Annotated in this window: 20 protein-coding genes and 1 pseudogene; 11 read left to right on the top strand and 10 right to left on the bottom strand. The window is 67.7% G+C overall.

Going from position 1 to position 17,826, the window contains the following annotated elements; translation table 11 throughout:
- Positions 1–33 precede the first annotated feature (33 nt).
- The 3 genes from ACTPOE_RS09430 to rsmB all read right to left on the bottom strand — a co-directional run bounded on the left by ACTPOE_RS09430 (position 34) and on the right by rsmB (position 4,450).
- The gene (locus tag ACTPOE_RS09430; RefSeq protein WP_458872799.1) at positions 34–2,334 is read right to left on the bottom strand and encodes a sensor histidine kinase; all 2,301 of its coding nucleotides are present in this window, start codon (positions 2,332–2,334) and stop codon (positions 34–36) included.
- Positions 2,334–2,903: a DUF4390 domain-containing protein gene (locus ACTPOE_RS09425; protein ID WP_458871956.1), complete on the bottom strand. Its 570-nt coding sequence runs from the start codon at positions 2,901–2,903 to the stop codon at positions 2,334–2,336. Before ACTPOE_RS09425 ends, ACTPOE_RS09430 begins: the two co-directional genes overlap by 1 nt.
- A gap of 194 nt (positions 2,904–3,097) precedes the next feature.
- Positions 3,098–4,450 carry a 16S rRNA (cytosine(967)-C(5))-methyltransferase RsmB gene (gene rsmB, locus ACTPOE_RS09420; protein ID WP_458871955.1) on the bottom strand — a complete coding sequence of 451 codons (1,353 nt, stop codon included), beginning with the start codon at positions 4,448–4,450 and terminating at the stop codon, positions 3,098–3,100.
- Positions 4,451–4,717: 267 nt separating this feature from the next.
- Here rsmB and rimO point away from each other — a divergent pair, with 267 nt between their 5' ends.
- Both rimO and ACTPOE_RS09410 read left to right on the top strand, forming a co-directional pair.
- Entirely contained in the window at positions 4,718–6,040 is a 1,323-nt protein-coding gene (rimO, locus tag ACTPOE_RS09415) for a 30S ribosomal protein S12 methylthiotransferase RimO (protein ID WP_458871953.1), read from the top strand.
- Positions 6,041–6,119: 79 nt separating this feature from the next.
- A complete protein-coding gene (locus tag ACTPOE_RS09410; protein WP_458871951.1) occupies positions 6,120–6,398 on the top strand; it encodes a type II toxin-antitoxin system Phd/YefM family antitoxin in 279 nt (92 codons plus the stop codon).
- A gap of 52 nt (positions 6,399–6,450) precedes the next feature.
- On the opposite strand, the gene ACTPOE_RS09405 is transcribed toward ACTPOE_RS09410, so the two are convergent.
- A protein-coding gene (locus ACTPOE_RS09405) for an IS3 family transposase (RefSeq protein WP_458871239.1) occupies positions 6,451–7,592 on the bottom strand; the annotation gives its coding sequence in 2 pieces (ribosomal slippage) (positions 6,451–7,325 and positions 7,325–7,592; 1,143 coding nt in all).
- Here ACTPOE_RS09405 and ACTPOE_RS09400 point away from each other — a divergent pair.
- Positions 7,548–7,967, top strand: coding sequence for a type II toxin-antitoxin system RelE/ParE family toxin (locus tag ACTPOE_RS09400; RefSeq protein ID WP_458871950.1), 420 nt, complete (start codon positions 7,548–7,550; stop codon positions 7,965–7,967). The two genes, ACTPOE_RS09405 and ACTPOE_RS09400, sit on opposite strands and share 45 nt — an antisense overlap.
- 12 nt (positions 7,968–7,979) lie before the next feature.
- Here the strand turns inward: ACTPOE_RS09400 and ACTPOE_RS09395 are convergent, their stop codons facing one another.
- On the bottom strand, positions 7,980–8,936 hold the full coding sequence (locus ACTPOE_RS09395; RefSeq protein ID WP_458871949.1) for a methyltransferase domain-containing protein: 957 nt from the start codon (positions 8,934–8,936) through the stop codon (positions 7,980–7,982).
- A 74-nt stretch (positions 8,937–9,010) separates the two neighbouring features.
- Between ACTPOE_RS09395 and ACTPOE_RS09390 the strand changes: the two genes are divergently transcribed.
- Genes ACTPOE_RS09390 through ACTPOE_RS09375 form a run of 4 tightly spaced genes read left to right on the top strand, consistent with a single transcriptional unit; the run spans position 9,011 to position 10,895 of the window.
- A complete protein-coding gene (locus tag ACTPOE_RS09390) occupies positions 9,011–9,751 on the top strand; it encodes a phosphoribosyltransferase family protein (protein ID WP_458871948.1) in 741 nt (246 codons plus the stop codon).
- Positions 9,752–9,797: 46 nt separating this feature from the next.
- The gene (locus tag ACTPOE_RS09385; protein ID WP_458871947.1) at positions 9,798–10,079 is read left to right on the top strand and encodes a type II toxin-antitoxin system RelE/ParE family toxin; all 282 of its coding nucleotides are present in this window, start codon (positions 9,798–9,800) and stop codon (positions 10,077–10,079) included.
- Between the two features lie 12 nt (positions 10,080–10,091).
- On the top strand, positions 10,092–10,400 hold the full coding sequence (locus ACTPOE_RS09380; protein WP_458871946.1) for a HigA family addiction module antitoxin: 309 nt from the start codon (positions 10,092–10,094) through the stop codon (positions 10,398–10,400).
- 24 nt (positions 10,401–10,424) lie between these two features.
- Positions 10,425–10,895 carry a tRNA (cytidine(34)-2'-O)-methyltransferase gene (locus tag ACTPOE_RS09375; RefSeq protein ID WP_458871944.1) on the top strand — a complete coding sequence of 157 codons (471 nt, stop codon included), beginning with the start codon at positions 10,425–10,427 and terminating at the stop codon, positions 10,893–10,895.
- Between the two features lie 71 nt (positions 10,896–10,966).
- Here the strand turns inward: ACTPOE_RS09375 and ACTPOE_RS09370 are convergent, their stop codons facing one another.
- Positions 10,967–11,371: an MFS transporter gene (locus ACTPOE_RS09370; RefSeq protein WP_458871943.1), complete on the bottom strand. Its 405-nt coding sequence runs from the start codon at positions 11,369–11,371 to the stop codon at positions 10,967–10,969.
- Here ACTPOE_RS09370 and ACTPOE_RS09365 point away from each other — a divergent pair.
- Positions 11,366–11,440, top strand: a pseudogene (locus tag ACTPOE_RS09365) (IS3 family transposase); the annotation flags it as partial. The gene ACTPOE_RS09370 and the pseudogene ACTPOE_RS09365 sit on opposite strands and share 6 nt — an antisense overlap.
- A gap of 82 nt (positions 11,441–11,522) precedes the next feature.
- On the opposite strand, the gene ACTPOE_RS09360 reads toward ACTPOE_RS09365, so the two are convergent.
- The 4 genes from ACTPOE_RS09360 to ACTPOE_RS09345 are packed head-to-tail and all read right to left on the bottom strand — an operon-like array spanning position 11,523 to position 13,824.
- Positions 11,523–12,563: an NAD(P)H-dependent glycerol-3-phosphate dehydrogenase gene (locus ACTPOE_RS09360; RefSeq protein WP_458871942.1), complete on the bottom strand. Its 1,041-nt coding sequence runs from the start codon at positions 12,561–12,563 to the stop codon at positions 11,523–11,525.
- A 19-nt stretch (positions 12,564–12,582) separates the two neighbouring features.
- Positions 12,583–13,089, bottom strand: coding sequence for a protein-export chaperone SecB (gene secB, locus ACTPOE_RS09355; RefSeq protein ID WP_458871941.1), 507 nt, complete (start codon positions 13,087–13,089; stop codon positions 12,583–12,585).
- Between the two features lie 50 nt (positions 13,090–13,139).
- On the bottom strand, positions 13,140–13,397 hold the full coding sequence (gene grxC / locus ACTPOE_RS09350; protein ID WP_458871940.1) for a glutaredoxin 3: 258 nt from the start codon (positions 13,395–13,397) through the stop codon (positions 13,140–13,142).
- A gap of 16 nt (positions 13,398–13,413) precedes the next feature.
- Positions 13,414–13,824: a rhodanese-like domain-containing protein gene (locus ACTPOE_RS09345; protein ID WP_458871939.1), complete on the bottom strand. Its 411-nt coding sequence runs from the start codon at positions 13,822–13,824 to the stop codon at positions 13,414–13,416.
- A gap of 91 nt (positions 13,825–13,915) precedes the next feature.
- Between ACTPOE_RS09345 and gpmA the strand changes: the two genes are divergently transcribed.
- From gpmA to ACTPOE_RS09330, 3 genes are all read left to right on the top strand, one after another.
- Positions 13,916–14,668, top strand: a complete 753-nt coding sequence (gene gpmA, locus ACTPOE_RS09340; RefSeq protein WP_458871938.1) for a 2,3-diphosphoglycerate-dependent phosphoglycerate mutase — start codon at positions 13,916–13,918, stop codon at positions 14,666–14,668.
- Between the two features lie 26 nt (positions 14,669–14,694).
- The gene (locus ACTPOE_RS09335) at positions 14,695–16,179 is read left to right on the top strand and encodes a murein hydrolase activator EnvC family protein (RefSeq protein WP_458871937.1); all 1,485 of its coding nucleotides are present in this window, start codon (positions 14,695–14,697) and stop codon (positions 16,177–16,179) included.
- A 111-nt stretch (positions 16,180–16,290) separates the two neighbouring features.
- Positions 16,291–17,817, top strand: a complete 1,527-nt coding sequence (locus ACTPOE_RS09330; RefSeq protein WP_458871936.1) for a S41 family peptidase — start codon at positions 16,291–16,293, stop codon at positions 17,815–17,817.
- Positions 17,818–17,826: the final 9 nt, after the last annotated feature.

Below are 17,826 nucleotides of genomic sequence, written 5' to 3'. Positions count from 1 at the left end.
TGGGCGCGTCTAGGGACCCTCTGAATGACTTGCTCAGAGGGGCCCTGGCCGGGCGGGTTCGGCCGCCAGCCGGGAAAACAGGATGGAAACGCGCGCGCCGCCTTCGGTCCGGTTGGAAATGTCCACCTGGGCGGCGTGTTCTTCGACGATCTTCTTGACGATGGCCAGCCCCAGTCCGGTGCCGGTGGACTTGGTCGTCACGTAAGGCTCGAAGACGCGGTGCAGGACCTCGGGCGCGAAGCCCGGGCCGTTGTCCGAAACGGTCAGCCGGACGCGGTCATGTCCGGTCTCGTCGTCCGGACGGATCAGGCGGGTCTGCACGTGGATCTCGGCCGTGCCGGGCGCGGCGTGCTGGCAGGCGGCGTCGCGGGCGTTGGCCAGCAGGTTGTGGATCACCTGGCGCAGCTGGGCCGGGTCCCCCTGGATCGGCGGCAGATCGGCCGCGAGCTGGGCGTCGAAGCGGGCCGAGCCCGGGGTGGCCTGAGGCGGGGCCGGCTCGGCGGGATCCCAGCCGTACAGGGTCAGGACTTCGATCAGCAGGGCGTTCAGGTCGATGTCCTGCATCTGCGCCGGGGGCGTGCGGGCGTATTCGCGGAAATCGTCCACCATGCGCTTCAGGGACGCGACCTGGTTGACGATGGTCTGGGTGGACCGCTGCAGCATGGCGGCGTCGTCCGGCGCTAGCCGGTCGGCCAGTTTCATGGCCAGCCGCTCGGCCGACAGCTGGATGGGGGTGAGCGGGTTCTTGATCTCGTGGGCCAGGCGACGGGCGACCTCGCCCCAGGCGACCGTGCGGTTGGCGGAGATTACTTCGCTGATGTCGTCGAATACCACCAGATAGCCGTCCTCGTGACCGTCCATGAGCAGCCGGGTGCCCCGGGCCAGCAGGGTGACGACGTGCTTCTTGCGTTCGTTGTCCGGCGCGGCCTGGAGTTCGACTTCGAACTGCTGCTGCCAGTAGGGGCGCGTGGATTCGACCGCGTCGTGGGCGGAGAACGCCTGGCGGATCAGGCTGGCGAACGGCAGGGCGCCGTCGGCGGTTTCCAGCGGGCGGCCCTGGACGGTGCGAAGGTCGATGTGCAGGATGGTCTGGGCACCCTGGTTGAACAGTGTCAGGCGGAAGGCGCGGTCGAATACCAGCACCCCCGAGGACAGGTTGCTGAGCACCGACTCCAGGTACAGGTTGCTTTGCTCCAGTTGGCGGCGGTGACGGTCGACCATCTGGCGGGCCTCGTCCAGCTGGCGCGTCATGGCGTTGAAGGATCGCGTCAGCTGGCCGACTTCATCGCGCGCGGGCGGTTCGGGCAGGGGGCGGTAGTCGCCGACTCCGACGGCCTGGGTGCCCGAGGCCAGGGTCAGCAGAGGCCGCACCAGGCGCCGCGAGACGGCCAGCGCCACGACCACGGCGGCGAAGACGGCCAGAATCAGGGCCAGGGTCAGGGTGATGCCGTAGAGCTTGCGCAGTCCCAGGCGCGACAGGGCCAGCTCCTGGTAGTCGCGGAAACCCTGCTGGACCTGGCTGGCGTTGTGGGCGATGCGCTCGGGCACGACCTGGATCACCTGCAGCCAGCGAGAGTCGCCGCCCAGGCTCATGGGGTTGCCCAGCCGGTCCGAGGCGGTCGAGCCCAGCGGGATGATGACGCGCAGGTGCAGGCTGTCGCTCGTCGGCCCGTCCCCGGCCGCCACATCGGCTTCAGCCGCCGCATAGCCCTGGGCGACCCGCAGCTGGTTCATGACGCTGCTGGGGGGCAGGTCCGGCAGCAACTGGCTGAAGGCCGAAGAGGAAAAGGCGATCAGGCGGCTGTTGCCGGTGAAGACCATCGCCTCGTCGATTTCGTTGGCGGCGCGCAGCGAAGTGATGAGCAGGGCGGTCTCGGCGTCGCTGGCGGTGTTCAGCCGCAGGGCCATGTTGCGTGCCCGGCCGTTGAGTTCGGCGAGCTGGGCGTCCAGGGCGGCGCGTCCCAGGTTCAGGCCGGCCTCCAGCGCGGTGTCCACACGCACGTTGAACCAGGATTCGATCGAGCGCGACATGAACTGCACCGACAGCACGTAGATCAGCACGCCGGGCAGGATGCCGATCAGGGTGAAGTACAGCGTGAAGCGGGCGGTCATCCGGGCGCCGAACTGGCGCCGCCGGATCTGGCGCAGCAGCCGGACGGCGAGCATGGCCACCCAGGACATCAGGGCGATCGCCAGCACGCCGTTGAGCAATAGCAGCACGTCGTACTGCTGCGCGTAGCGCGAGGCGTTGCCGGTGGACCAGACCAGCAGGCCCAGCAGCGCGATCGCGCTGGCGGCGGCGACCCCCAGCGCGGAGCGCAGCGCCCAGCGGATCAGTCGCGGGGCGTTTCGGCGGAGATCGAAAAGGTGAATGTTTTCCATGGAGTCGTCAGGGACCAGGCCGCGCTGTTGAGGGCGTCGACCTGGAAGGGGCGGGCCAGGCGGGACGTGTCCAGCCGCAGCCGCAACCGCCCCTGGTAGGTCTGGCCGGGGCTGAAGCGGTCGGCTTCCCCGAGGGGCCAGTCGCGGATGTGGCGTACCAGGTCCAGGGCTTCGTCCAGGGCCGTGGCCGGCAGGGACAAGTCGCCGGTGCCGACCCGCCATTGGCGCGTCAGGGCGTTGTACTGGACGCGCCAGGTATGGCTGAGCGACAGGACTGTCTCGTCGAACCACCACCAGCGCGGGTGTTCGATGATCAGGTCCGCCGTGAAGTACAGCGGGACACCTTTGCGGGCGGCGTCGTGCAGTTCGTCGCTCAGCGTGAAGTCGATGTCGGCATCCAGCAGGATCTGGCCCTGGCTCAGCACCGGCTCGATGCGCACGACCTGGCCGTTCTCGGCCCGGGCGGCCGGGGACGCCAGGAACAGGAGGCTGAAGGCCAGGAGGATCAGGAAGCGTGGCATGCGCAGGCGGCGGCGGAACGGAAAGTCATGGACAGTCGCAGTATTGTTGAGCCCGCGCCAAAGCGCAAGCCGTAGTGGGCGCCGTCCACCTCGCGGCCTGTACGTTGCTCGGATTCGTCAGGCTCTGCTGGTCTTCAGCCGGGACATCTCTCCACCTCGCCGCTTGCAAGCGGCTCGGATTCGTCAGGCACAGGTCAGTCCGCGGGGACTGACCTGTGTCCCGACTCATCCAGCTTGCGCAGCAGGGCGTAGAAGAATCCATCGCCCTGGCCGGGACCGCCGGGCAGGATATGGCCGGGAGCCGGCAGCCGCTGCGCTTCGGGGTGCCGGTCCAGGAAGGCGCGGATCTGCGACTCGCCTTCCTGGGGGAAGACCGAGCAGGTGGCGTACAGCAGGTGGCCGCCCGGGGCCAGCAGCGGCCACAGCGCGTCCACGATGCGGGCCTGCAGCGCCGCCGTGCGCGCGAGGTCGTCCGCGCGGCGCAGCCAGCGGATGTCGGGGTGGCGGCGCACCACGCCCGACGCGGTGCAGGGCACGTCGGCCAGGATGGCGTCGTAGGGCAGTCCGTCCCACCAGTCCGCGGTCCGGGACGCGTCGGCGCGGCGCAGGGCGACGGCGGGGGATTCCAGGCCCAGCCGCCGCAGGTTGTCGCCCACGCGTTCCAGGCGCCGGGCGTCGCTGTCCAGCGCCGTCAGGCGCAGCGTGTGGCGTTCCAGCAGGTGGGCCGTCTTGCCGCCGGGCGCCGCGCAGGCATCCAGCACCCGCATGCCGTCTTGCAGCGGCAGCAGCCGCGCGGCCAGTTGGGCCGACGGGTCCTGCACCGACCACCAGCCCTCGGCGTAGCCGGGAATGTCGCGCACGGGGCGGGGCGTGTCCAGGATCAGTCCGTCCTCGCCCGCGAGCCGGGTGGCCAGTCCCGCTTCGTCCAGGCGCGCTCGCAGCGCGTCCCGGGAGATGCGCCGGATGTTGGCGCGCAGGGCCAGGGGCGGCGGCTGGTCGGCGGCCGCCAGGATCGTCCGCCAGTCGTCCGGCCAGGCGTCGCGCACGGCGGCGATCCACCAGTCGGGATGGTTCCAGACGGCCTCGGGCTGGTCGGCCAGCGCGGTCCGCAGCGCCGCGCGTTCGCGTCCGTAGCGGCGCAGCACGGCGTTGATCAGACCCTTGGCCGGCCGGGTGCGGCGGTCAGCGGCGGCCGCCTCGACCAGTTGATGGACCAGGGTGTGCTCGTGGTAGATCGGCGTGCCGGGCGGCTGTTCGGCGCCTTCGGCCTGGCACAGGCTGGCTTCCAGCAGGCTCAGGCCCAGCAGGATCAGGGCCCCGGCCAGCGGTTCCGGCGGGCGGCGCGGCACCAGCCGTCCGCACGCGGCGCGGGCATGGCCCAGCCGGCGCATGGCGTGGAAGGACAGGGCCTGAACGGCGGGGCGCAGCGCGGCGGGGGCCGATTCCAGCGCATCCGACAGGGACTGGCCGCCCAGCACCGCCCGGATGGCGCGGGCGGTAGCCAGCAACTGGTCGGACAGGGCGGGGGTTTGTGGCGATTCCGGCACGGAAGGGACCCAGAATGAGGGATTGGAAGGCGGATTCCGGGGACTTTAGCACCGATTGGCTAAAATCGAGGGTCACGGAACCTCTGAACAAGTCCTCGCGCCGCGTGCATCTGTGGATTCGGGCGGTCTGCTGCGTTGCTCATCCTCGCCATAGCGACGGCTATGGCTGCGGTTCGCGCCTTGCCTCCCATCCCGACCCACAGCGCCCGCTTTCCGCTCGACTTATTCAGAGGTTCCTTACCTGCCGCATTCCACCGAGTATCCCCCATGAGCCAATCCCCCCGCGTCGGTTTCGTCAGCCTGGGCTGTCCCAAAGCCCTGGTCGATTCCGAGCGCATCCTGACCCAGCTGCGCACCGACGGCTACACCATCAGCCCGGACTACGAGGGGGCCGACGTCGTCGTGGTCAACACTTGTGGCTTCATCGACAGCGCCAAGGCCGAATCCCTGGACGCCATCGGCGAGGCCATCGTCGAGAACGGCAAGGTCATCGTCACCGGGTGCCTGGGCGTGGAGGCCGACATGATCCGCACCGTGCATCCGGCGGTGCTGGCGGTCACCGGTCCCCAGCAGTACGAGCAGGTGGTGCGCGCCGTGCACGAGGCCGCCCCGCACGAGCGCCCGCACGATCCTTATGTGGACCTGGTGCCGCCCCAGGGCGTCCGCCTGACGCCGCGTCACTACGCATATCTGAAGATTTCCGAAGGCTGCAACCACAACTGCAGCTTCTGCATCATCCCGTCCATGCGTGGCCGCCTGGTCAGCCGCTCGATCGGCGACGTACTGGGCGAGGCTCGCCGCCTGGTGGACGCCGGCGTGAGGGAACTGCTGGTGATTTCCCAGGACACCAGCGCCTACGGGGTGGACGTCAAGTACCGCACCGGCTTCTGGGACGGGCGCCCGGTCAAGACGCAGTTGACCGCGCTGGCACGCGCCCTGGGAGAGTTCGGCGTGTGGGTGCGCATGCATTACGTCTATCCCTACCCGCATGTGGACGAACTGATCCCTCTGATGGCGGAAGGCCGCATCCTGCCCTACCTGGACATTCCCTTCCAGCACGCCAGCCCGCGCATCCTGCGGGCCATGAAGCGTCCCGCCTTCGAGGACCGCACCCTGGCCCGCATCCGCCAGTGGCGCGAAGCCTGTCCGGACCTGACCCTGCGCTCCACCTTCATCGTCGGCTTTCCGGGCGAGACGGAGGAAGACTTCCAGTACCTGCTGGACTGGATGACGGAAGCCCGGCTCGACCGCGTCGGTTGTTTCCAGTATTCCCCGGTCGAAGGCGCGCGCGCCAACGAGCTGGCCGATCCGGTGCCCGACGAGGTCAAGGCCGAACGCTGGGAGCGCTTCATGGCGCACCAGCAGGCGATTTCCACGCAGCGTCTGGCGGCGAAGGTCGGCCGCACCCTGACGGTGCTGGTGGACGAGGTCGACACCGAAGGCGGCGCCACCGCGCGGTCCATGGCCGACGCCCCGGAAATCGACGGCAGCGTGCTGCTGCGCGACGCCGCCGGCCGCGCGCCGGGCGACCTGGTCCAGGTGCGCATCGAGGACGCGGACGAATACGATCTGTACGGCGTGCCGGTCTGAGCCTGATGGCAAGCTTCTCGTGGGACTGAATTCAGTCTATATTCTTCCCTGATGGGGCGTTTTTTATCAGGAGGTGCCCATGAAGCTTGCCACGCACGTCCGACCGATCAGTTACCTGAAATCCCATGCTGCCGAGATCGCCCGGGACGTGGCCGAGACCGGCGAGCCCATGCTGATCACTCAGAATGGAGAGGCCAGGCTGGTCTTGATGGATGTGGCGGTCTACGAGCAGAATGAGCAGGCCCTGGCGTTGCTGAAGCTGCTGGCCATGGGCCGTCGGGATATCGACGAGGGCCGCTGGCGCACCGCCGAAGACGTCTTCGCCGACCTGGATCGGGAAGACGAGGCTGGCGTGTGAAAGCCGTCTTTTTGTCGTGGTCAAGTTTTTGTGGACACCGCGATAGGGCGTTTCAGGTAGTGGCTTTCTCGTAGTCGGTTGGTGATCGGTATCCGAGAGTGGAGTGCAGCCGATGGGTGTTGTAAAAGCCGACGATGTAGTGGTTGATGTCAGTGACTGCCTCAGCGGGGTTGGCGTAGTTTCGTTGCCAGACTCGCTCCATCTTCAAATTCAGGAAGAAGCGTTCCATCACGGCGTTATCCCAACAGTTTCCCTTGCGGCTCATGCTGGCAATCAAGCCGTGACGATCCAACAGATCCCGGTGGGCCTGGCTGGCGTACTGACTGCCACGGTCGGTATGCACAATCAGGCCGGGCGCGGGCTGGCGCAGTGCGATGGCCATGCGCAAGGCCGCACATACGAGCTCAGCAGGCATGCTGGGCGCCATCGCCCAGCCGACGACCTTGCGCGAGTACAAGTCCAGCACAGCAGCCAGATACAGCCAGCCGCGCCCAGTGCGGATGTAGGTGATGTCAGCCACCCAGGCTTGGTCAGGCGCCCTGGGATTGAAGCGCCGATCCAGGATGTTGGCGGCCACCGGCAGATCATGTCGGCTGTCGGTGGTGTGGACGAACTTACGCCTCCAGCGCGCCCGCAGGCCGTGCTGTTTCATCAACCCACGGACACGGTAACGGCCGACGTCCAGACCCTGAGCCTTCAACGCCGCAGACAGCCGACGGCTGCCGTAGTTGCCACCGCTGGCCAGGAAGGCGGCTTGCAGGGGCGTACTCAATGCACAGGCTCGCGGCGCTTGCTGCCGGTGGCGGGCAGCATACAGGCCAGAGCGGCTGACACCCAACAACCGGCACAGACGGGCAGTGCTGGCCTTCTTCTGCCACTGATCGATCAGTTTCTGGATCACTTCAGTTCCCGGGCGAAGAAGGCCGATGCTTTTTTTAGCAGTGATACGTCCTCGCGCAGTCGCAGGTTCTCACGCTCCAACTCGCGGATGCGCTGCTGCTCGGGCGTCAGCGGCTTGCCGATCCCGACCTGGCCTGATTGTTCGGCGTCGTACTGGGCCAGCCAGCGGCGCACTGCGCTGTCAATCAGGTCCAGATCGCGACAAACCTGGCCCACGCTCAGGCCTTGCTCTCGGATCATCTGCGCCACTTGGAGCTTGAAGGCGGCGTCAAAACTTCTACGAATACGGGTCATATCTTGCTGGCTCTCGTTGGGAAGGATTATCCCCTATCGAGGTGTCCACCAGAATTAGACCAGAACATTTTGTCCGGTGCCGAAGCCGACCTGCGGGAACTGCGCCGTTACCTGTCGCGCAAATTCGGAGCGAAAACCTGGCGGGAAGCCCTTGATGATATCCGGGTGGCGGTGCGAGCCGCCGAAGCGTTTCCTTTCGTCGGCGGCCTGCCGGACGAACTGGCCGAATTGGGTCTGCCCCAGTACCGGCAGATCATTGCCGGCATGAACCGCATCGTCTACGAGATCGCGGATGACGGGTTCTACATTCATATCGTCTGCGATGTCCGTCGGGATCTGCGAAGCCTGCTGCACAGGCGGCTGAACAGACCTTGAGACCCGCTCGTGCTAGCCTTCCCCGTCCGGCTTGCGCGGCACCACGCGCGGGGGCGGCTTGCCGGCTTCCAGCGGCCGGGCGCGCTTGAAGGTGGTCACGGGCAGGTCGCCGAACACGCCGCGCCGCGCGGCGACGCGCCAGGCGTGGCCGTAGGCGACTTCGAGGCTCAGGTGGATCGTGCCGTCGGCATGGCGGCGGCGCTCCAGGGCGTGGATCAGGCGTTCGCGCCAGGCGCGGCCGGGCAGGCCGCGGCGGCGTTCGGGATGAGGGTTGCCGCCCAGGGCGCGCACGTCTTCCAGCAGCTTGTCGGCGGTCTTGTAGGTCAGGGTGATGATTTCCTGGTCCATGACGGGATCGGCGAAGCCGACCTGCAGCATCAGGTCGCCGAAGTCGTGCATGTCCACGAATTCCATGGGCCGCGTGTCCGGATCGGCCTCGGCCAGGGCGTCGCGCAGTTCTCGGAAGGTGCCGGGCCCCAGGCTGGAATACATCGCCAGCGCGTCGTTGCGCAGGACGCGGCGCCATTCCTGCAGCACCAGATGGGGTTCCGGGTGCCAGTGCAGGGCCAGGTTCGACCAGACCAGGTCCAGGCTTTCGTCGGGCAGGCCGGTCTCGGCCAGGTCGGCCTGCCGGAAATCGGCGGCCGGCGTGGGCTTGTTGCGCAGCCGGTGCCAGAAGCCGGGCTTGGCGGCATAGCGTTCGCGCGCCGTGTCCAGCAGCGCGCCGCAGGCGTCCAGGCCGAGGTAGCGCTGGTCGGGGTAGCGGGCGCGCAGCGGATCCAGCGCATGGGCGGCGCCGCAGCCCGCGTCCAGGATGTCGTGCGGGGCGATGCGGATGTAGCTCAGGCGGCGCAGCATGCGCTGGGCGATTTCCCCATACAGGAACTGCGGGGCGTCCAGGGGCGCGCGCCGGGCGAACTGGCGCGTCACGGCCTGGGGGTCGATGGGCAGACGGGGAAGCTGTGGCATAAACGATCAAGGCCGGCTCCGGGGCGGCCCGAAGCATGCTGTGATGGAGGTTTCCTGCGGAAGGACACGCCATTATGCTGCATCTGCCGATCGACCGCTGGCGCGACTGGATCCCGGCCGACTGCCCGGGCTGTGGCCGGCGCATGGGCGGACAGGGGTTGTGCCCCGGCTGCCTGGCGCGCCTGCGGCCGGATGCCGCGCGGCCGCGCTGCCGGCGCTGCGCGCATCCGCTGGCCGGGGGGCGCTGTCCCGACTGCGGCCCGGACCTGCCCGCCTACGACCGCGTCGTGGCGGCGTTCGACTACGCCGACCTGGGCCGGGATCTGATTCATGACTACAAGATCCGCTGCCGCCTGTCCCTGGCGGGCCTGCTGGCGGATCGGCTGGAACAGGCGGTGTGCGCCGCCGGGACGCGGGCGGAAATGCCGGACTGGGTCGTGCCGGTGCCGGCCCGGCGCGAGGCGCTGCTGCGGCGCGGCTTCAGCCCGCCGGCCGAAGTGGCCCGCCTGCTGGCCCGGCGGCTGGGCTTGCGCTGCCGTCTGGACGGAGTGCGGCGGGTGCGCGAGGGATCCCGGCAGGTGGGCCGGGACCGCGCGTTGCGCCTGCGGGCCCAGACCGGGGCCTTCGTCTGCGGCGTGCCGGACGGCGCGCAGGGCCGGCGGATCGCGGTGGTGGACGACGTGCTGACCACGGGCGCGACGCTGCGCGCGGTGGCGGCGGCGCTGAAGGACGCCGGCGCCGTGCACGTCGAGGGCTGGGTGCTGGCCCGGGCCGTGGACCACCGCGCCCGGATCGATGCGTTCATGATGAATTAATAACGTTTGCCGTGAATAACGTGCGGCGTTAATATACTCTCAGGTCATGCCCATTCAATCCTTCCGCTGCCGGGACACGCAGGATCTGTTTGCGCGGCGGCCTGTTGCCCGCTTTGCCAATATTCAGGCTGTGGCGCGGCGCAAGCTTGAACAATTGCACATGGCCGGACGGCTGGACGATCTTCGCATCCCGCCGGGAAACCGGTTGGAAAAGCTCGACGGCGATCGGGGTGGAGGATGGAGCATCCGCATCAACGATCAATGGCGCGTGTGTTTTTCCTGGACAGCGGCGGGTGCGGAAGGTGTCGAGATCGTGGATTACCATTGATGGAGAACGATCATGCTCAATAAACTCGCACCCGTTCATCCTGGTGAAATTTTGCGCGAGGAATTTCTGCTGCCGCTCGGCATCAGCAACTACCGGCTGGCCAAGGAAATTGGTGTGCCGCCGCAGCGCATCGGCGAAATCGTGGCAGGTCGCCGTGCCATCACGGCGGATACCGATTTGCGTCTGTGCCGTTTTTTTGGCCTGTCTGACGGCTATTGGCTGCAGGGGCAAGCGCGTTTCGACACGGAAAAAGCCAAGGATGCGCTTGCGGTGCAATTGGCGAAAATCGTGCCTTGGCAGAGGCTGGAAGTTCATGCCTGAGTTTTCTTTTCAACAGCAAGATTCATGTTCCACATCGTCCTCGTCGAACCCGAAATCCCCCCCAACACCGGTAATGTGATCCGCCTGGCGGCCAATACCGGCGCCTTTTTGCATCTGGTGCGGCCGCTGGGCTTCACCCTGGATGACGCGCGCATGCGGCGGGCGGGGCTGGATTACCACGAGTGGGCGCGCATGCGGGTGCATGACGGCCTGGACGAGGCGCTGGCGGCGATCGGCGGCGATCCGTCGCGGCGCTTTGCGCTGACCACGCGCGGCTCATCCTTGATCGGCGGCCGTGCGTTCCAGCCGGGAGACGTATTTGTGTTCGGCCGGGAAACCGCCGGCCTGTCGGCCGGGCAACTGGCCGTCTTTCCCCCGGCGCAGCGGATCCGCCTGCCCATGCAGCCGGAACAGCGCAGCCTGAACCTGTCGAACGCCGTGGCGGTGACGGTCTTCGAGGCCTGGCGGCAGGCCGGCTACGCCGGCGGTATTTGATGTACAGAAGGGTATGTCTCCTTAATCCACATGGCTGTAAAGAAACCTATCGCGCTCAGGCAAGCAGGGAGTCAGAGAGACGATCGGTATATGGTCCCGGAAATGGCGTTGGCGCCATCCAGTGAAATCATCCAGCCATATGCGGTCTGAATGATGGCTGTCACCAGAAATACCCCCATGTTGACGAAAGCGATTGCGGATCCCAAAGTATCCGCATGAACGGTTTCCTTCACAGCCGCAAATGCGACAGCCACCTGGGCGCCGCTGGAAATACCCAACGCCAGAAAGCAAATGAGGCTTTCCGTGAATCCACTGGTCGGTACCAATAGCAGCCAGAGCCATGCGGCCATGTTGACAAGGGAGGAAATCCAAATAAAGCGCTTCCGTGTCTTCAAGAGGTCCGATAACTGGCCAAATATGGGTGATCCCAATCCGTATGGAATCAGGGATAACGTCAATATCAATGATGCAATCATGACCGCATCAGAACCAAGCTAAAAGGCCTGAGTCCGGTGCAATACCGAGCTCAGGCCTTGGCCGCCTAATCTGTGACCGTCCAACTTCTGGGGGTCAGTTCAGGGTCAGGCGAATCCACGACGCGGTTTCGCCCAAGGCAGGGGGCCTGCGTTATTCGTCGCGCGGATCGCGCGCGAGCAACGCCGCCACGGCCTGGGGCGGGGCGATGCCGTCGAACAGCACGCCGCAGACGGCGTCGGTGATGGGCAGGTCCAGCCCGTGTTCCCGGCCCAGGGCCTGAGCGGCGCGCGCGCAGCGCACCCCTTCGGCGGTCATGCCGCCCGCCAGGATGTCGTCCAGCGACCGGCCCTGGCCGATGGCGACGCCCACCTGGCGATTGCGGGACAACTCTCCGGTGGCGGTCAGGACCAGGTCGCCCAGCCCCGTCAGGCCGATGAAGGTATCCGCCTGGCCCCCCAGCGCCACGCCCAGGCGCTGGATTTCCGCCAGCCCGCGCGTGATCAGGGCGGCCCGCGCGTTGGTGCCCAGCCGCAGGCCGTCGCCGATGCCGCAGGCGATGGCCATGACGTTCTTCAATGCGCCGCCGACTTCCACCCCCATGATGTCGCGGGTGCTGTAGATGCGCGCCTGGGTGCCGTGGAAGGCCGCCTGGGCGGCGCGGCCGGTGTCCGGATCGCGGCTGGCGACCGTCAGGGCGACCGGCAGGCCCTGGGCCACTTCGCGGGCGAAGGACGGGCCGGACAGCACGCCCGTGCGCAGCCAGGCGATGCCGGGCAGCGCCTCGGCGATGATCTGATGCGGCCATTGACGCGTGTCGGGGCTGATGCCCTTGCAGGTCCACAGGAGGTGGACCGGCGGAGCGTCGGGGGCGCGGGCCGGCAGCGCCCGCGCGATGCGCCGGCAGACGTCGGCCAGGCCTGACATGGGCACGCCCAGCACGATCAGGCGGTCGGCCGGATCGGGGCCGTCCAGCACATGCGCCAGCGCGGCGTCGAAGTCGCCGGTCGCCCGCAGGGCGGGCGGCAGGACGATGTCGGGCAGGTGGCGCGGATTGATGTGCCGCTGGTCGATGGCTTGCGCCTGATCCGGATCGCGGGCCCAGATCAGGGTGTCGGACCGGGCGCTGGCGAGGGCCGCCAGGGCGGTGCCCCAGTTGCCCGCTCCCAGGACGCAAAGCCGGACCGGCGCCATGACGTGCGAGCCTCGCCGATCAGTTGCGCGCGCCGGGGGGCAGGATCAGACCGGAGTCCTCGTCCTGGGCTCGCGCGTCCGGCTGCTGCGCCAGGCGCTGTTCGTACAGGGCCTGGAAGTTCATTTCGCTCAGGTGCAGCGGCGGCATCGAAGTGCGCGTGATCGCGTCGGCGACGTTGGCGCGCAGGTAGGGGTAGAGCATGGTCGGGCAGACGATGCCCAGCAGCGGATCGAGCTGTTCGGCCGGGATGTTGGCGGCCTCGAAGATGCCGGCCTGGCAGAGTTCGACCAGGTACAGGACCTTGTCGCCGATGCGCGTGGTCACCGTGGCGGTCACGGTGGATTCGAATACGGATTCCGCCAGCTGCTGGCCGCCGACCTGGATGGAGACCTCGACGGTCGGGCCTTCCTGCTCGAGGAAGATTTCCGGGGCGTTGGGCATTTCCAGCGACAGGTCTTTGACGTAGGTGCGCTGCAGACCGAAGCTGGGGGCCTGGCCGTTCTGGGTGTGGTTTTCGTCGGACATGGAAGGGATTCCGGGGTGAGGGGTGGGGAGACGGTCGGGGCCGCCCGGGATCAGGCCTGCAGCAGGGGCAGCAGGCCGCCGGCGCGGTCCAGGGCCGAGAGATCGTCGAAGCCGCCGATGTGGCGCTCGTCGATGTAGATCTGGGGCACGGTGCGCCGGCCGGTGCGTTCCATCATGATGGCGCGCTGGGATGGATCGCGGTCGATGAAGATCTTGTGGATCTCGCTGATGCCGCGTTGCTTGAGCAGCATTTCGGCGCGGACGCAATAGGGGCACACGGAGGTGCAGTACATGGTGACTTGGGCCATGGGAAGAAGATTCCGGTCAGGATTTTTTCAGGGGCAGACTGCCTTCGGTCCAGGCGCTCAGTCCGCCGTCGAGGCAGGATACCCGATCGAAGCCGTGCTTGCGCAATTGGGCCACGGCCTTGGCGCCGTCGCGCCCATGGGCGTCCACGAGGACGATGGGCTTGTCCTTGGGCAGGCTGTTGACGTGCGATTCCAGCGTGTCCAGGGGGATGTTGCGGGCCTGGGGAATGGCGCCGGTCTTGAACTGATCGGCGGGTCGCACGTCCACGAACTGGCCGTGTTCCTGGTTGACCAGGCGGATGGCCTCGGCCAGGGCCACGCGCCCCGTCGAGCGGCCCCTGGACAGGCTGGGCCACAGCAGCAGAGCCCCGGAAGCCAGGGCGATGAGCAGAATCCAGAGGTTGTTCTGGCTGAGTAAGAAGTCCACGGCGATTCCTGTCCTGTAACGGCGGTAAAAAAAACAAATGCCCGGGGATTATAAAATGGTCGGCAGTTTTGGACTTTGCGAGCTTGCGAACATGCACAAACTGGTACTCATGCGCCATGGCGAAAGCCAATGGAATCTCGAAAATCGCTTCACGGGCTGGACCGATGTGGACCTCACCGACACCGGCCGCGAGCAGGCGCGCCAGGCGGGGGAACTGCTGCGCGCGCAGGGCTATGAATTCGACCTGGCCTACGCGTCGGTGCTCAAGCGCGCCATCCGCACCTTGTGGATCGCGCTGGACGCCATGGACGCCATGTATACGCCTATCGGCCTGCACTGGCGGCTGAACGAGCGCCACTACGGCGCGCTGCAGGGCCTGAACAAGGCCGAGACGGCCGCCCGCTACGGCGAGGCCCAGGTGCTGCAATGGCGCCGCGCCTACGCGATCGCTCCCGAACCCCTGGCCGAGGACGATCCGCGCCACCCGCGCTTCGACGCCCGCTACCGCCGGGTGCCGGCAGGCGAGCTGCCGGCCACGGAATGCCTGCGCGACACGGTGGCCCGCGTGGTGCCCTTCTGGAGCGAATCCATCGCGCCCGCCATCCGTTCCGGGCGTCGGGTGCTGGTCTCGGCTCACGGCAACAGCCTGCGTGCCCTGATCAAGCACCTGGACGGGATCTCGGACGAGGACATCATCGGCCTGAACATCCCGACCGGCCAGCCACTGGTCTATGAGCTGGACGACGAGCTGCGTCCCCTGCGCCACTATTACCTGGGCGACGAGGAGCAGATCCGAGCCGCCATGCAGGCGGTCGCCAACCAGGGCAAGGCGAAGGCGGTCTAGCGTCCACCGGTCCCAGGCATCCGATCATGAACATCATCGTCCGGACGGGCGGGCGCCCGCGCTCGCGCGGCCTGCGCCGGATGCGCGCGCTCGGGTGGCCGGTGTCCGTCCTGTGCCTGGCGGCTGTCCTGGCCTGCCAGGCGGCCGGGGCGCAGTCCGGCCTGGAATCCCGGCAGGCGCGCGCCCGCGAGGACCGGGCCGCTTTGCGCGAGCAGATCGATGCGCTGCAGAAGCGCATCGAATCCTCGGAATCCTCGCGCGAGGACGCCAGCCGCGCGCTGCAGGTCTCCGAACAGGCGATTTCGGACATCAGTCGCGAACTGGCTGAACTGGACCGGCGCGAGACCGTGCTGCGGGACACCCTGCGCCGGCTGGACACGACCAGCGGTCAGCAGTCCGAGGAACTCGAGCGTCAGCAGAAAGCCCTGGCAGACCAGTTGCGCGCCCAGTACGCCAGTGGACTGTCGCCCTGGACCGCGCTTCTGTCGGGGCGCGATCCCCAGGAGATCGGTCGCGAGCTGGCCTGGCTGGCCTACGTCACCCGGTCCCGCACCCAGGCGCTCGACGCCTTGCGGGCCACGCTGGACCGGCTGGCCGACCTGCGGCGACAGGCCGGCGACAGTCGCCGGGAACTCGACGCGGTGCGGGCCGACGTCCGGAAGCGCCGCGAGGAACTGCAGACCCGGCAGGCGCAGCGCCGCGAAGTGCTGGAAAAGATCAGGGCCCGGCTGGACGACGAGCGTGGCCAGGCCAGGCAGCTCCAGGCGCGCGATGCGCGCCTGGGCAGCCTGATCAAGGACCTGGATGCCGAGATCGCCCGGGCCGAGGCCCGGCGCCAGGCGGCCCTGAAGGCCGAGGCCGAGCGCCGTGCGCGCGAGCAGGCCGAGCGCGCCAGGGCCGAGAAGGCCCGCCGTGAGCAGGAGCGCGCCCGCGCCGCCGAGCAGGCGCGCCATGTGCGCGAGCAGGCCGAGCGTCACATGCGGGAAGACGAGGCCCGAGCGTCGCAACCGGACGAGGCCGCGCCGGAGCGGCCCCCGGCCCGGGTGGAGCCGTCGGGGGACGAGGCGCCCAAGGAGGCCGCATCCGGGAGCGAGACGTCCGCGCGGGCCGAGCCCGATGGAGGCTTCGCCGGCTTGGGCAAGGGCTTGCCCCGTCCCGTGGCGGGCGAGATCCAGGGGCGTTTCGGCACGCAGCGGCCCGACGGCGGACTGTGGCGCGGCATCGTGCTGCGCGCGGCGGCGGGCACGCCGGTGCGCGCCGTGGCCGCCGGTCGCGTGGTGTTCGCCCATTGGCTGAGCGGTTTCGGCAACCTGCTGATCATCGATCACGGCAAGCAATACCTCAGCATCTACGCCTACAACCAGTCCCTGATGCGCCAGGTCGGCGACGTGGTGGCGCGCGGCGACGAGGTGGCGCGGGTCGGGGCCACGGGCGGCCAGGTCGAGCCCGGCTTGTACTTCGAATTGCGGCACAACGGAGCCCCGATCAATCCGGAACTCTGGATGAAATAGGATGAAAGCGCCGCGGACTATTTCGCGCTTAATTTCTGTACTATGTACCATTCGTCGTCCGATGCGCGCCTGGCGCCACCGCGGCGGCCCGGTCATCGCTTAGGAACGTGCATGAGCACTCGAAACAATCGATCGTTGAGCTGGATTCTGGTGGGTTTCCTGGGAGGGATCCTGGTCAGCCTCGGCATTTCGGCGGCCGCCCAGAAGGGCGAGCCTCTTCCGCTCAAGGCATTGCAGCAGTTCGCCAATGTCTACGGCGCGATCAAGTCCAGCTATGTCGAGTCCGTGCCCGACCAGACGCTGATCGACGACGCGATCAAGGGCCTGTTCTCCGACCTGGACCCGCACTCGGTGTACCTGGACGAGGAAGGCTACAAGCAGATGCAGGACATCACGCGCGGCGGCTTCGGGGGGCTGGGCATCGAGATCGGCACCCAGGACGGCATGCCCAAGGTCATCGCTCCGATCGAAGACACGCCGGCGGCGCGCGCCGGCATCCTGACGGGCGATCTGATCACTCAGATCGACGGCGAGCCCACCAAGGGCATGAGCCTGAACGATGCCGTGAAGAAAATGCGCGGCGATCCCGGCACCCCGATCAACCTGACGATCCAGCGCGCCGGCAGCCCCAAGCCCCTGAAATTCCGCATCGTGCGGGAAATGATCAAAACCCGCAGCGTGCGCGGCAAGATGCTCGACGGCGACATCGCCTACGTGCGCATCAGCCAGTTCCAGGACCGCACCACCTCCGATCTCGTGCGGATGCTGGCCAGCCTGTCGAAGAAGCAGGCGCCCAAGGGCCTGGTGCTGGATCTGCGCAACGATCCGGGCGGCCTGCTGGACGGGGCCATCGGCGTGGCATCGGCCTTCCTGGAACCCGGCAAGCTGGTCGTGTCCACCAAAGGCCGCATTCCATCCTCGAACGAGGAATTCTATGCCCGTTCCCTGAACGGCAATCACGGCGTCGAGGACGGCGGGCAGTTGCCCGCCTGGACGCGCACGGTGCCGCTGGTGGTGCTGGTGAACGTCGGCTCGGCCTCGGCCTCGGAAATCGTGGCCGGCGCGCTGCAGGACTACAAGCGCGCCCGCATCATCGGCAACCGCACGTTCGGCAAGGGTTCGGTGCAGTCCGTTCTGCAACTGGACAAAGACACGGGCATCAAGCTCACCACGGCGCGCTACTATACGCCCAGCGGTCGCTCGATTCAGAACACGGGAGTCTCCCCCGACCATGTGGTGGACGACAGCGCCGCGGGCAACCTGTTCCGCATGCAGCGCGAGGTTGACCTGCAGCACCACCTGGAAACCCAGTCCGGTGCCCAGGGCACGGATGATGCGGACGACGGCGACTTCGTCCAGGGCGAGATCAAGATGTTCGAATTCGGCGGCGCGGACGACTGGCAGCTGCGGCAGGCCATCAATGCCCTGCAGGGCCGTCCGATCCAGAAATCCGACCCCGATCAAGTGCGGCAGGCGCGCGCCGAGGCCAAGGCGGAAAGCCCGGCCGGCGCGGCGGCCAAGTCCGCGGCCGGCGCGGCCGGGAAACCCGCCCCGGCGGAAAAAAAAACCCTGAATGACGCCGGCGACGGGGTCGAACGCTACCGCGTCACTCCGGAAGGCCTGATCAGGATCCCGTGATGGGCGACG

Source organism: Castellaniella sp. WN (genome assembly GCF_054457555.1).
Note: the sequence above shows the minus strand (reverse complement) of the source record. Positions and strands in the feature narration are given on the sequence as shown.

Excerpts from the sequence above, each read along its gene's own strand:
- ACTPOE_RS09425 (WP_458871956.1), bottom strand. The coding sequence starts at position 2,903 with ATGCCACGCTTCCTGATCCTCCTGGCCTTCAGCCTCCTGTTCCTGGCG.
- rimO (WP_458871953.1), top strand. The coding sequence starts at position 4,718 with ATGAGCCAATCCCCCCGCGTCGGTTTCGTCAGCCTGGGCTGTCCCAAA.
- ACTPOE_RS09410 (WP_458871951.1), top strand. The coding sequence starts at position 6,120 with ATGAAGCTTGCCACGCACGTCCGACCGATCAGTTACCTGAAATCCCAT.
- ACTPOE_RS09395 (WP_458871949.1), bottom strand. The coding sequence starts at position 8,936 with ATGCCACAGCTTCCCCGTCTGCCCATCGACCCCCAGGCCGTGACGCGC.
- ACTPOE_RS09390 (WP_458871948.1), top strand. The coding sequence starts at position 9,011 with ATGCTGCATCTGCCGATCGACCGCTGGCGCGACTGGATCCCGGCCGAC.
- ACTPOE_RS09385 (WP_458871947.1), top strand. The coding sequence starts at position 9,798 with ATGCCCATTCAATCCTTCCGCTGCCGGGACACGCAGGATCTGTTTGCG.
- ACTPOE_RS09380 (WP_458871946.1), top strand. The coding sequence starts at position 10,092 with ATGCTCAATAAACTCGCACCCGTTCATCCTGGTGAAATTTTGCGCGAG.
- ACTPOE_RS09375 (WP_458871944.1), top strand. The coding sequence starts at position 10,425 with ATGTTCCACATCGTCCTCGTCGAACCCGAAATCCCCCCCAACACCGGT.
- ACTPOE_RS09370 (WP_458871943.1), bottom strand. The coding sequence starts at position 11,371 with ATGATTGCATCATTGATATTGACGTTATCCCTGATTCCATACGGATTG.
- ACTPOE_RS09360 (WP_458871942.1), bottom strand. The coding sequence starts at position 12,563 with ATGGCGCCGGTCCGGCTTTGCGTCCTGGGAGCGGGCAACTGGGGCACC.
- secB (WP_458871941.1), bottom strand. The coding sequence starts at position 13,089 with ATGTCCGACGAAAACCACACCCAGAACGGCCAGGCCCCCAGCTTCGGT.
- grxC (WP_458871940.1), bottom strand. The coding sequence starts at position 13,397 with ATGGCCCAAGTCACCATGTACTGCACCTCCGTGTGCCCCTATTGCGTC.
- gpmA (WP_458871938.1), top strand. The coding sequence starts at position 13,916 with ATGCACAAACTGGTACTCATGCGCCATGGCGAAAGCCAATGGAATCTC.
- ACTPOE_RS09335 (WP_458871937.1), top strand. The coding sequence starts at position 14,695 with ATGAACATCATCGTCCGGACGGGCGGGCGCCCGCGCTCGCGCGGCCTG.
- ACTPOE_RS09330 (WP_458871936.1), top strand. The coding sequence starts at position 16,291 with ATGAGCACTCGAAACAATCGATCGTTGAGCTGGATTCTGGTGGGTTTC.